This window comes from Brachyspira hyodysenteriae ATCC 27164 (assembly GCF_001676785.2).
Classification (GTDB): domain Bacteria; phylum Spirochaetota; class Brachyspiria; order Brachyspirales; family Brachyspiraceae; genus Brachyspira; species Brachyspira hyodysenteriae.
Genome location: NZ_CP015910.2, coordinates 2369603 through 2382273, shown reverse-complemented (window position 1 = coordinate 2382273; position 12671 = coordinate 2369603). Strand labels below are relative to the sequence as shown.

12 protein-coding genes and 1 tRNA gene are annotated in these 12671 nt (G+C 26.6%); 5 read left to right on the top strand and 8 right to left on the bottom strand.

Going from position 1 to position 12671, the window contains the following annotated elements:
• Positions 1 to 23 precede the first annotated feature (23 nt).
• Positions 24 to 557: a hypothetical protein gene (locus tag BHYOB78_RS10420; protein ID WP_012670745.1), complete on the top strand. Its 534-nt coding sequence runs from the start codon at positions 24 to 26 to the stop codon at positions 555 to 557.
• A 66-nt stretch (positions 558 to 623) separates the two neighbouring features.
• Positions 624 to 696 (top strand) — tRNA-Asn (locus tag BHYOB78_RS10415).
• Between the two features lie 48 nt (positions 697 to 744).
• Here the strand turns inward: BHYOB78_RS10415 and BHYOB78_RS10410 are convergent.
• From BHYOB78_RS10410 to BHYOB78_RS10395, 4 genes are all read right to left on the bottom strand, one after another.
• Entirely contained in the window at positions 745 to 2424 is a 1680-nt protein-coding gene (locus BHYOB78_RS10410; RefSeq protein WP_020064488.1) for an ABC1 kinase family protein, read from the bottom strand.
• Between the two features lie 106 nt (positions 2425 to 2530).
• Positions 2531 to 2842, bottom strand: coding sequence for a phasin family protein (locus tag BHYOB78_RS10405; RefSeq protein ID WP_020064487.1), 312 nt, complete (start codon positions 2840 to 2842; stop codon positions 2531 to 2533).
• Positions 2843 to 3085: 243 nt separating this feature from the next.
• Positions 3086 to 3301, bottom strand: a complete 216-nt coding sequence (locus BHYOB78_RS10400; RefSeq protein ID WP_012670742.1) for a hypothetical protein — start codon at positions 3299 to 3301, stop codon at positions 3086 to 3088.
• Between the two features lie 15 nt (positions 3302 to 3316).
• Complete coding sequence (locus tag BHYOB78_RS10395) at positions 3317 to 4084, bottom strand: TM2 domain-containing protein (protein WP_012670741.1); 768 nt, start codon at positions 4082 to 4084, stop codon at positions 3317 to 3319.
• A gap of 135 nt (positions 4085 to 4219) precedes the next feature.
• Between BHYOB78_RS10395 and BHYOB78_RS10390 the strand changes: the two genes are divergently transcribed.
• The gene (locus BHYOB78_RS10390) at positions 4220 to 4960 is read left to right on the top strand and encodes a DNA methyltransferase (protein ID WP_012670740.1); all 741 of its coding nucleotides are present in this window, start codon (positions 4220 to 4222) and stop codon (positions 4958 to 4960) included.
• 76 nt (positions 4961 to 5036) lie between these two features.
• Here the strand turns inward: BHYOB78_RS10390 and flcA are convergent, their stop codons facing one another.
• The 4 genes from flcA to BHYOB78_RS10370 all read right to left on the bottom strand — a co-directional run bounded on the left by flcA (position 5037) and on the right by BHYOB78_RS10370 (position 10661).
• On the bottom strand, positions 5037 to 9386 hold the full coding sequence (gene flcA / locus BHYOB78_RS10385; RefSeq protein ID WP_065203234.1) for a periplasmic flagellar collar protein FlcA: 4350 nt from the start codon (positions 9384 to 9386) through the stop codon (positions 5037 to 5039).
• A gap of 106 nt (positions 9387 to 9492) precedes the next feature.
• Entirely contained in the window at positions 9493 to 9921 is a 429-nt protein-coding gene (locus BHYOB78_RS10380; protein WP_012670738.1) for a F0F1 ATP synthase subunit delta/epsilon, read from the bottom strand.
• Between the two features lie 15 nt (positions 9922 to 9936).
• Positions 9937 to 10242 carry a hypothetical protein gene (locus BHYOB78_RS10375; RefSeq protein ID WP_020064068.1) on the bottom strand — a complete coding sequence of 102 codons (306 nt, stop codon included), beginning with the start codon at positions 10240 to 10242 and terminating at the stop codon, positions 9937 to 9939.
• Positions 10243 to 10247: 5 nt separating this feature from the next.
• A complete protein-coding gene (locus tag BHYOB78_RS10370) occupies positions 10248 to 10661 on the bottom strand; it encodes an acyl-CoA thioesterase (RefSeq protein WP_012670736.1) in 414 nt (137 codons plus the stop codon).
• Positions 10662 to 10845: 184 nt separating this feature from the next.
• Between BHYOB78_RS10370 and coaD the strand changes: the two genes are divergently transcribed.
• Together coaD and miaB are read left to right on the top strand one after the other, a co-directional pair.
• Entirely contained in the window at positions 10846 to 11334 is a 489-nt protein-coding gene (coaD, locus tag BHYOB78_RS10365) for a pantetheine-phosphate adenylyltransferase (RefSeq protein ID WP_012670735.1), read from the top strand.
• 18 nt (positions 11335 to 11352) lie between these two features.
• A complete protein-coding gene (miaB, locus tag BHYOB78_RS10360; protein ID WP_028331295.1) occupies positions 11353 to 12663 on the top strand; it encodes a tRNA (N6-isopentenyl adenosine(37)-C2)-methylthiotransferase MiaB in 1311 nt (436 codons plus the stop codon).
• Positions 12664 to 12671: the final 8 nt, after the last annotated feature.

Below are 12671 nucleotides of genomic sequence, written 5' to 3'. Positions count from 1 at the left end.
TTTATAAGAAATGGAGAAAATTAATGAACAAAATAATTATATGTTTATTATTTATATGTAATATTATAGCATTTTCTCAGGATGATTTTACTGTACCTATAACACCTAGTAAAGATCAGGAGTTGGATAGGGTAGCGGGATATTCAGGAACATTATCTGAATTTGACGGAAGTATGAATGCATATACAAAATTAAAAGCATATATAAATATATTAGATTCTAAAGGAATGGCAGCATTAAAAAAACATCCTTCATATCCTAAATTAGGCGATGTATATATGTATGGTGCTATATATTTGTCTAGAGAGTATAAAGAGGATAAAATAATTGAATTATATAAAAAAGCATTAGAGTTAAGGGCGGATCCAAATTCTAATTATCAATTGGCAACTATGTACAAGAAAAAATTTGATGATGCTGTAAAGAAAAATGATGCAAATAAAGAAAAAGAATACGGTAAGAATGTATATGAATATTTAAATAAATATATTGTGTTATCAGGAAATAAATCATCAAAATATAAGGAAATATTAGAATATTTTAGTGCTTATAAATAAAAAAATAGGTTTTATGTGTTGACATTTTTTTTGTTTATGCTATAATACTGAAACATTAAAAAACAATCCGAGATAGCTCAGTCGGTAGAGCAGGTGACTGTTAATCACCGGGTCGCAGGTTCGAGCCCTGTTCTCGGAGCATTTTTAAGCCCCTATTAAAGGGGCTTTTTTATTTTCTTATCTTAATTTAATTATTCTTTTTAACATACTTCTTTATAAATCTGCTTATAATCATAATAAATCCCATTATAGCTGATAAAGCAAAGCCTATCATTCCTATAACAGATGTACCATGATAAAGAGGAGGCATTTTACTTGTTATTATTAAAGCACTTGCCAATATTAAAGAAGCTAAAACTATAGAGTAGCTTAATCTGTCGGCTAAACCGTCTAAAGTAGATGCTAATGATTCTAGCTTTTTATGTTCAAGCTGAATTTTGACACTTCCTTGCTTTATAACCGATACTAAATGTTCTAAGTCTGATGGAAATTCTTTTATTATATAACTATAATCATAGAATAATTTTTTGAATTGCTTTAATATATTATCAGGCTTCATCTGTTCTTTAACGTATCTAAAAGCAAAAGGCTTAATATGTTCTATCAATTTTACATCTTTATCTAAATTCCTAGCAACTCCTTCAAGAACTATCAAAGATTTTATTAAAAGCATAATATTGCTAGGTAAAGTTAAACGGAATTCTCTTATTATACCTATAAGTTCATTAAATACATCTTCTATATTAATATTATCTAAAGGCATATCAACATATTTACTTACTAACACAAATATAGCCATATTAAATTCATCTATATTATTTATTTCTCCATGATAACATAAATCAAGTATCGATTTAGACAATTCCAAATAATCAGCAGAACTTATGCTCATAATTAAAGAAGAAAAAGCATCTTTAGAGTTCGGCGGAATAAATCCTATCATACCGAAATCTAAGAAACATAGTACATTATTTTCTAAAGCCATTAAATTACCAGGATGCGGATCAGCATGGAAAAAACCTAGCATAAATATCTGCTCCAATACAGCATCTACACCTATAGAAACAAGTTTTTTTCTATCATATCTAGTATCATCTTCTGCTATATCAGAGATTTTTATTCCTTCTATATATTCCATAGTTAATATATTTTTTGTACTGTATTCATCATATACTTTTGCTATTTTTATATTTTTATTATTTTTAAAGAATTTGGCAAATTTTAGAGTATTATTCTTTTCAAAATTAAAGTCCAATTCCTGTAAAAGCTGAGCTTTAAAAGCACTTATTAATTTCTGAGGCTGCATCAATGCAAATTCTTCATTATATTTTTCTATTATATTTGAAAGCCATACTATAATTTCTATATCTGTGAGTATATTTTCTTCTATATTAGGTCTTTTTACTTTTATAGCTACTTTTTCTCCATTTTTTAATACAGCAGTATGAACCTGAGATATAGAAGCACTTGCTTTAGGAGTTAATTCGAATGATTCAAAAATATCCTCTATTTTTCCTCCTAATTCTTCTTCTATGATGCTTTTGGCTGTATTCTCATCAAAAGGCTTTACATGATTTTGAAGTTTGCTCAATTCTGTTGTTATATCTTTTGAAAGTATGTCGCTTCTGTTTGATAGTATTTGTCCTAATTTAATAAATGTAGTGCCTAATTCTTCGCAAGCCATTTTTATTCTTTCGGCTTTAGTATATTTTCTTAAGTCTACTCCTTTATATTTTATATTTATTTTATCTATTGGATTTTTTATTATTTTTAATATTGGAGTTACCGCTATAATATCTCTAAATCCATAAGCTATTATTATGGATATAATTTCTTTTGCTCTGTTTATAGATTTCATATTATTCATATTCTTTAATCACCCGCGCTTTTTATATAACTCTTTTTTATAAAATAAGGAGTTTAATTATTTTTTGTAAAATAAAAAAACTCCTTTCAATTATTAAAAATTATAATTATTGTTCATCTTTCTTTATAGATTGTTTTAATTCATCTAATTCTTTTCTCATAGCATCATATTCTTCTTTTTTTACATATCCCATTTTATCAACAACTTTTTGTACTCTCTCATCTATAAATTGGGAAACGTCTTCTTTAGTTTCATTGGCTTTATTAACCATCTCTTTTACAAACTTTTCTCCTTCTTCAGCACTAACATTTTTATCTTTGATAAACTCGCGTGCTGCTTCCTCTAATTTTTCTTTTCCTTTTAGCATCATACCAATGCTTGAATAAAATCCTGATTTGATATCATCTGATAAAGACATAAATATCCTCCTATTATTATTTATTAATAAATTAATTTTTATCATTGCAAATTAAAAAGTCAATATAAAAAAATGTACTTTTTGTAAATAAAAACCTCTTATATTTCATTTTATAAAAAATATTATTGTTTTAATTATTATTGATAAACATTATAAACATTTTAAATATTTAATTGATTTATATCTAATAAAAATTGTTTATAATATATTAATTATATAGATTCCAACAATTATTATTATTTTTTATTTTTTATCTATAGCATCAAAATAGCATGCCATAAAATCTCCTTCTCCATTTTCAAAATCGCTAACCATAGATGAAACCTTTTTATTAAGTTCCTTTATCATAATATATGCTATTTCCTGTGCCTTACTCTCAGTTATATCGCTATTATTTTTTTGAATGTTTTTTATAACTTTGTTTATATTTACTCTTTTATATACGCCGTCGCTATCCACTTTATTATCTCCTTTTTAAACATATCCGTCTTTTTTTAATTCTGCTTTAAGTACATCAATATCGCTTGTTATATCCAAAATATCATCTTTTTCTATATTTTCTAATACCTTATTCAAATAAATTGTAACAGACTCTATAGATTCTATTATACCAGATTTAATATTTTGTAAATCTGATGTATTTTTCAATGATAAATCTATATATGAATTAATAAGCTTTAATGTTGTAGGTATATTATATGCGAGCATTTTATCCAGCTCTTTTAATGCTCTTTCATTATTCTTAGAGCTTTTTGATTTATCAATAATACATTTAAATAATTGATTTAAATTCTTAACTTTAAATGAAAAATCATTGTCTTTTATGGAAATTATAGTATTGTTAATTAATTTATGATATTCTAATGATTTATTGATGATAATATTCTCTTTATTATTATTTTCCTCTTCTTTATTTATATCATCATTATTATCAACATAACTATATTCAATATCTATAGCATCATCAAATTTATTTTTATAATTTTTTTCTTCAAAACTATCATTTTTATAATTTATATTTTCTATATATTCTTTATTATATGTGAGATTAAAATCTTTTTCACTCATAAATATAAATCTTATTAAGTCTATAATGCAAAGCAAATAGGGTATACCAGTCCAGCAGAATAGAACATATAATATGCCTCTTTTAGTTTGACCTAAATAAAATTTTTGTATTCCTATTCCTCCGAATATTAGAGAAAGGGCAGAACATATTATGGCTTTAATTCTTTTTCTCATTTATAATAACCCCTAATATTTACTATTATATAATATCAAAGTATTTATTTTTAACAAGTAAATTTTTTATTCAATACTTGCTAATAAATAGTTATAGTATATTATTTATAAAAATTTTATAAAGCGAATAGAAACATGAAAAAAAAATTAGAATTGCAAACTACAACTTTATGGGATTATCCTTCCCAGCAGTATTTAAAAAGTGAAGAAGAGAAGCATAAACATTATATAGGTGCAACACCTTCATATATAATTTGGAATCTATTAAATAGATATACAAAAGAAAAAGATTTAGTAGTTGATCCTATGGCTGGAAGCGGTACTACTATTGATGTGGCAAGAGAGCTTGGAAGACGAGCTTTAGGCTATGATATAAATCCGAAAGCATTGCAAAGAAAGGATATTTTCAAAGCTGATGCTAGAAAAATACCTATTGAAGATGAGAAAGTAGATTTTGTTTTTATAGATCCTCCTTACAGTACTCATATAAATTATTCCGATGAGAAAAACTGTATTGGAAAATTGACAGCTAGAGAAAATGAATATTATGAGGCTATGGAAAAAGTTATTAATGAAATATTTAGAATAATGAAAAAAGATAGATATATGGCTCTATATGTTTCTGATTCTTATGAAAAGGGATTTCCTTTTATGCCAATCGGTTTTAAGCTTTTTGAGATTATGAGTAAATATTTTATGCCTATTGATATAGTATCCGTTATACGTCATAATAAAACTCTTAATAAAGGTAATTATCATATAGCAGCAGCTGAAAATAATTTTTATTTGAGGGGATTTAATTATCTATTTATAATGTACAAAAAAGGAAACAAAACTATAGATATAAATGGTAAGGTTCATCTTAGAAATTTATAATTTAATATTTAAAATAATATTTAAAAATAAAAAGCAGAGAATTAAATCTCTGCTTTTTTATTAATATTTATTTTATTTATCTGACATAATACATATCTTTAGGTATATAATCATCTATAACAGTAGCTTGTTTTAAATTTCTTTTTCCCTGTACAGACATTATATTATAAGTAGCAGCTCCTATATTTTGATTATCAACAAGTATAGTTCTTTTTTCAATTCTTTCCAAATCTATATTTGAAGTTCTTATTTGATCAAAATATTCACTTGCCAATACGAAATACTTGAATGCTTCCTGCTCATTAACAATAGTATTTGTAACAGTAGAGTTATAAGCATATGAAACACCGATATTATTGTAAAGGCTAGCTAAATAACTTAAAAGTATAAAATCACCTTCTGTACGCATTTCCATTCTTCCCAATCTATCTCTTTTAGATAATACTTGGCTTAAAGCATTTCTATAAAAACCATTAGCCAAATTAGCTTTATCTAAATGAAGAAGCGAATTACCTAAAGCATAAGAAACAACACTGTTGCTAGGATTCTTTTGGAATAATGCATTGAATCCTTCAAATGCTCTGTCATATTCTCCATCTGAATAATATATCCAAGATAGGTTATATAGAAGTTTATCGCTTCTAAGATTAGGTGCTAAATTATCATAGGCTGTTTGATAATACTGTTTTGCTTTTGCATAATCTTTTTCTCTGTAGAAATAAACATTACCTAAATTATAATTAGCATCAGGATATACTGCATTTATAGTCAAAGCTTCATTAAAGTTTTTAACAGCATTTCCATATTCACCTAAATTATAATATATCTGACCTAACATATTATATACAAATTCTTTTCCTCTATAGAAAGGATTAGATTCATATAAAGGTAATGCTGCTGTAGTAAGTATTTCCATAGCTCTGTCATAATGTTTTAATCTTGCTTCATAATCAGCATAACCTACTATAGATTCTAAGTTATTAGGATATGCAGTTATAAGATTCTCAAACAATATTCTTGAACCATAAAAATCATCTTTATCAAGTAAGTACTTAGCTAATTTAGGATAAACCTCATCATCAATATAATCTTTTTTCAATAAGTTTATATGATTTTGAAGTGCTTTAACCTGCTCATAATCGTTCTGATAAATTTTTATAAGCATAGCTCTCTTTCTAGGAACAACTCCATCTCCAAAGAAATTAATCATATCTCTATAATTATTATAAGCTATATCATAATAATTAGGCTCTGATAGAGTTTTAGCTCTGCTTATCATAAGAAGCCCGCGTTCATCATATATAGTTTCTTTTTCTTTTTTCTTTTCAGTATAAACTAACATATCATTATATAATTCTTCGCCTAACGTGTAATCTTCTAATGATAATTCTTTCTCACCTTTCTTTCTATAATAATATCCGAAAGTTATTCTAGTCTCAAAATCTCTAGGCTTAATATCTAAAGCACCTTGTATTTTCTTTAAAGCATAATTGAAAGTTTCTCTGTCAATATAAGCTCTAGCATATTTATTATACCATTTTATCTGTTTTGGTTTTAATCTTTCACCTTCAGCAAAGTTTCTTTCCGCATCATCATAAGCTCCGTTTGATATGCTTAATAAACCCTGTTCATAATATTTATTTGCCATTACAGGTTTATAAATAAATTGGAAAGATAAAACTACTATAGCTACAAATAATACTAAAAATACAGCTGCAACTCTTATTATTTTAGCATAGTCTTTTAATGAATTAGGTATGGGTATAAGTTCTAGTACATTTTTATTTCCTTCATCTTTAATACTTAAACCTAATTCTTTATTTAATAATTCTGTAATGTTTTCACTAGACTCTCCTCTTTCTAAAGCATTAAGTAATGCTTCCATAGAGATTCTGTCTAATTTTTCATTAAGTATTGCATCTAAAACATGATACTGTGTAAGAGAAGGAAGATATTTTATTGTATTAATAACTTTATCATGATCAACATCTTTATCTACATCATCATATTTAGAAGCAGGTAAATTATTAGCACTATCTGGAGATGGAAGTGATGATTGTCCTGTAACTATATTAGTAGAAATATTTTTGTTTTCTTTTATAGCATCATCATCATCTAAAGATAAATCATCTAAATCCATGTCATCATAATTATCTTCTTTAATTTCATCTTTAGGTTCTTTTTCATATTCTTCTACAGCATCGTCCAAAGATAGATCATCTAAATCTATATCCTGAGGTTCTTCTTTAGCTTCCTCTTCTTTAACTTCATCTTTAGGTTCTTCTGTTTTATCCTCTTCTTCATCATCTGCTGTAATGCTGTCTAAAGACAAGTCATCCAAATCTATATCCTGAGGTTCTTCTTTAGTTTCCTCTTCTTTAACTTCATCTTTAGGTTCTTCTGTTTTATCCTCTTCTTCATCATCTGCTGTAATGCTGTCTAAAGACAAATCATCCAAATCTATATCCTGAGGTTCTTCTTTAGCTTCCTCTTCTTTAACTTCATCTTTAGGTTCTTCTGTTTCATCCTCTTCTTCATCATCTGCTGTAATGCTGTCTAAAGATAAATCATCTAAATCTATATCCTGAGGTTCTTCTTTAGCTTCCTCTTCTTTAACTTCATCTTTAGGTTCTTCTGTTTTATCCTCTTCTTCATCATCTGCTGTAATGCTGTCTAAAGATAAATCATCTAAATCTATATCCTGAGGCTCTTCTTTAGCTTCCTCTTCTTTAACTTCATCTTTAGGCTCTTCAGAAGCATCATCTGAAGGTAATTCATTATCATCTGATAAGATATCTTCTAAATTATCTAAATTTGAATCATCATCTTCTAATATATCATCTAAGCTGTCAGATATATCATCAAGATTTAAGTCATTTATATTTGCACCATAATTATCATCAGATTTTATATCAGGTAAATCTTCATTATCTATATTTTTTTCATCTTCTATATCAGGTAAAGTATCAGGTAAAGGTAAATCATCCAATACAGGTAATTTTTCTGAATGAATATCATTTTTAGATGAATTATCATCATTAATATCCATTGCTATTTTATCTTCCAATTCTTTATCTTCAGGAAGTTCTAAACTATCTATATCAGCAGATACTTTATCATTATCTTCTAAATCTTCAGGTAATCCTAAATCATCATCATGTAAATCTTCAGGCAATCCTAAATCATCGTCATGTAAATCTTCAGGCAATCCTAAATCATCGTCATGTAAATCTTCAGGCAATCCTAAATCATCGTCATGTAAATCTTCAGGCAATCCTAAATCATCGTCATGTAAATCTTCAGGTAATCCTAAATCATCGTCATGTAAATCTTCAGGCAATCCTAAATCATCATTATCATTAGATACTTCATCATTATTTTCTAAATCTTCAGGAAGTTCTAGATTATCTATATTAGCAGATACTTTATCATTATCTTCTAAATCTTCAGGAAGTTCTAAATTATCTATATTAGCAGATACTTTATCATTATCTTCTAAATCTTCAGGAAGTTCTAGATTATCTATATTAGCAGATACTTTATCATTGTCTTCTAAATCTTCAGGAAGTTCTAAATTATCTATATTAGCAGATACTTTATCATTATCTTCTAAATCTTCAGGAAGTTCTAAATTATCTATATTAGCAGATACTTTATCATTGTCTTCTAAATCTTCAGGAAGTTCTAGATTATCTATATTAGCAGATACTTTATCATTATCTTCTAAATCTTCAGGAAGTTCTAGATTATCTATATTAGCAGATACTTTATCATTGTCTTCTAAATCTTCAGGAAGTTCTAGATTATCTATATTAGCAGATACTTTATCATTGTCTTCTAAATCTTCAGGAAGTTCTAGATTATCTATATTAGCAGATACTTTATCATTGTCTTCTAAATCTTCAGGAAGTTCTAGATTATCTATATTAGCAGATACTTTATCATTATCTTCTAAATCTTCAGGAAGCTCTATATCATCTATATCAGCAGATACTTTATCATTATCTAAGTCTTCAGGCAGTCCCAAATCGTCAGTATCATTAGATAATGCATTATTATCCAAATCTTCAGGCAGTCCTAAATCGTCAGTATCATTAGATAATGCATTATTATCCAAGTCTTCAGGCAGTCCTAAATCATCAATATCATCAGATAATGCATTGTCTAAATCTTCAGGCAAATCTAAATTATCAAGATCATCAGATGCTTTGTCATTATCTGAATCATCTTGAAAATCTAAACTATCTAAATCATCAATAGAAGGTAAACCATTATCTTCTGCAGGCATAGAACTAGCCATATGTTCATCTGTAAAAACTGATTTAAAACGATCATAGTCGTTTTGTGATATTTCTTTTGGTAATGCTTTATTTCCTATTAAAAAAGCAATACTTCCTAGTCTTTCTAAATCTTCTATTTTAGGCATATTTCAATCATCTAATATAAATTTTTTAGTTAACATATTAATTATAATTAAGCTATAAAAATATGTCAACTAAATTATCGGATAATACTAAAATTACAATAGCATATTATTTAGAAGAAATTTCTATTTGTTTATTAAGTTTGGCTATTTTTTCATTATTTCTTCTTGCTTCTTCAGCATTGATAACCATTTGGCTGGACAATTTATTTATTTCATCTTTTAATATAGCAGCATCTATATCTTTTGGATATAAAGCAGTTTCTACTAATATTCCTATAACATTATTTGTAACTTCGGCTATGCCGTCTTCTACATACATATTTATAAGTTTATTATCTTCATTATATATTTTGAGTTCTCCATAACCTATTCTTACTATATATGGGCAATGATCCAAATGTATTGAAACATAACCGTCATGCGAAGGTATTTCTACATGATCTATTTTTATGGATCTTAATATAGGACCGTTTCTTGTAATTACAGAGCAAGTTAAAGCTTTTTTATTTTTTTTTACTGCAGTAGTAGTAGCCATATAAAACCCTCAAAATTAAATTATATTTTTATATTTTAAAACAAAAATTATAAATATCAATGAAATGATAAATAAAATTAACAATATTAATGAAATAAAAAATAAAAATCTTACAACTATTTTTAATGAATTTATTTCAGAATATATATATTGAAATTCTTTTTTTGTTTTAGATTCTACTTTTTCTATTATTTCTTTTTCTTTTTCATCTAATTTACTATACAGTTTCTTTGTTCTGCTTTCCATAGTTGTAGTTTTTACCAAGTCTCCAACCATATTAGCAGATGACAAAACTGTTAATATAACATTTAGCCAACTCATATATTTTACTTACCTTTAGCCATTATATTATACAGATATTCATCAGGTTTTACTATTTGTCCTTTTTTATTTACAAAAGGGTGAAGAGTATAACCTGTAGAGTATAGTATTTTTTCATCTTCTTTGCTTCTTATTTCATATTTCAGTTTTAATGATACATTTTTTAATTTTTCAACACTAGTATAAACTACTATAACATCATCATATTTTATAGAAATTTTATAATCTACAAAAGCCTCTTTTACAGGAAGCATTATATCATATTTTTCTTCCATATCTCTATAGGAAATGCCTAATTCTCTTAAAAGCTCTGTCCTTCCTATCTCAAAATATCTTAAATAGTTTGAATGATAAACAACCCCCATTTGATCAGTATCTGCATATATCACTCTTATTTCAGTTTTATTAACATGAGCCATAAATAACTCCTAATGAATATTTATTCTTTAAATTATAACATATAATAGAAAAAATATTTATTTTTTTTCTATTTTTTATTCTAAAATAGAAAAACACTATATTTATGTATAAATTGTCGAAGTATTTAAATAAATGTTATTTTTTATATTGATATTATATCAATTTTGTATATACTTTATCATTATGAAAAATGGAAAAGTAATATTTCCGGGTACTTTTGACCCTTTCACATTGGGACATCTCGATGTCCTTTACAGACTTGCTGATATTTTCAATAAGGTTTATATATCTGTAGCTGTTAATTTGGATAAATCTCCTACTTTTAGTATAGATGAAAGAAAAAATATGATTAAAAAAGTAATAGGGGATAATGATACTATAGAAATTGTAACTATATCCGGACTTGTAACAGAATATATGAAGCAGAATGATATAAAAGTATTGGCTAGAGGGATCAGAGACAGTGAAGATTTATACTATGAATTAAGAATGTCTAGAATGAATAAATTATTATATCCAGAGATGGATACTATATTTTTACATACATCAGAGCATTATGCTTATGTAAGTTCTTCTTTAATAAAGGAAATACTTAAATTTAATGGACCTATAGACGGATTAGTGCCGGAAATACTAGTTGAAGATATAAGATCCAAATTCATAAAAAAATAACAAAATAAAGATCAGAATATGAAGAATTTTTACCTAGAAAATTACGGATGCCAAATGAATAAGGCGGATTCGAATAGTTTAATAAATTCTCTTATGCAGGAAGGTTTTATACAAACAGAAAATCATGAAAATGCTGATAATATAATAATAAATACCTGCAGTGTGAGAGCTCATGCCGAAGAAAGAGTGTTTTCAAGAGTTAAATTATTCAATGCAAATAGAAAAAAGAATAAAAAAGACACAAAAATAATAATTATGGGCTGTATGGCTCAAACTTCCAAGGAACATCTTGAAAATCTTGGTGTTGATAAGATATTTGATGTATATAATGAAGTTAATATTATAGATTATTTGAAGGATGAGGAAGTATTTGTAAGAAAATTTAATGATAATTATATATTTAATAAATCTTATGTAGATGAAGATAAGCCTCATAAAGCATTCATACCTATATCGCATGGCTGTAATAATTGGTGTACTTATTGTATAGTACCTCATACCAGAGGAAAAATGGTAAGCAGAAAATCGGATGAAATAATAGAAGAATTAAAAAGATTGATAGATGACGGAGCTAAAGAGATAACTTTACTTGGGCAGAATGTTAATTCTTATGGGCTTGATATTGATAATGAGATTAATTTTACAGAATTATTATACAAATTAGACAAAATTATTTATGAAAAGGCTAAAGATAAGGTTTGGATAAGATTTTTAACCTCTCACCCTAAAGATTTTGATAAAGATTTGGCTGATGCTATATGGAATTTGAATAGTTTATGTAAGCATATACATTTACCTTTCCAAAGCGGTTCAGATAGAATATTAAATTTAATGAATAGAAAATACACTAAAGATGAATATGTAAAAAAAGTATCATACTTGAGAAATTATGCTGATGATTTTCCTATTTCTACTGATATAATAGTGGGGTATGCTGATGAAACAGAAGATGAGTATCAAGAAACATTAAATTTACTTGAGAGTATAGGTTTTGAAGAGGCTTACCTGTATAAATATTCAGAGAGAGAAGGCTCTATTGCGTATAAAAAAAATGTACAGTATGATAAAGCTGCTGGGGCAAGAAGACTTACTAATCTTGTAAATTATCAAAGAGAATTGGCTCAGAAATTATTATCAAAACAGGTAGGCAAAAAAACATCTGTAATGGTAGATGATATAGCCAAAGATAATATGCATTATTTATGCAGGAGCAAGGAAAACAGAATAATACTTGTAAAAAAAGATAAAGAACTCAATATGGGCGATATTTTCAATGCTGAAGTTACAGAGATAAAAAGCCATACATTGATAGGAAATTTCATTGATTAAATTATCAA

Excerpts from the sequence above, each read along its gene's own strand:
- BHYOB78_RS10420 (WP_012670745.1), top strand. The coding sequence starts at position 24 with ATGAACAAAATAATTATATGTTTATTATTTATATGTAATATTATAGCA.
- BHYOB78_RS10410 (WP_020064488.1), bottom strand. The coding sequence starts at position 2,424 with ATGAATAATATGAAATCTATAAACAGAGCAAAAGAAATTATATCCATA.
- BHYOB78_RS10405 (WP_020064487.1), bottom strand. The coding sequence starts at position 2,842 with ATGTCTTTATCAGATGATATCAAATCAGGATTTTATTCAAGCATTGGT.
- BHYOB78_RS10395 (WP_012670741.1), bottom strand. The coding sequence starts at position 4,084 with ATGAGAAAAAGAATTAAAGCCATAATATGTTCTGCCCTTTCTCTAATA.
- BHYOB78_RS10390 (WP_012670740.1), top strand. The coding sequence starts at position 4,220 with ATGAAAAAAAAATTAGAATTGCAAACTACAACTTTATGGGATTATCCT.
- flcA (WP_065203234.1), bottom strand. The coding sequence starts at position 9,386 with ATGCCTAAAATAGAAGATTTAGAAAGACTAGGAAGTATTGCTTTTTTA.
- BHYOB78_RS10380 (WP_012670738.1), bottom strand. The coding sequence starts at position 9,921 with ATGGCTACTACTACTGCAGTAAAAAAAAATAAAAAAGCTTTAACTTGC.
- BHYOB78_RS10375 (WP_020064068.1), bottom strand. The coding sequence starts at position 10,242 with ATGAGTTGGCTAAATGTTATATTAACAGTTTTGTCATCTGCTAATATG.
- BHYOB78_RS10370 (WP_012670736.1), bottom strand. The coding sequence starts at position 10,661 with ATGGCTCATGTTAATAAAACTGAAATAAGAGTGATATATGCAGATACT.
- coaD (WP_012670735.1), top strand. The coding sequence starts at position 10,846 with ATGAAAAATGGAAAAGTAATATTTCCGGGTACTTTTGACCCTTTCACA.
- miaB (WP_028331295.1), top strand. The coding sequence starts at position 11,353 with ATGAAGAATTTTTACCTAGAAAATTACGGATGCCAAATGAATAAGGCG.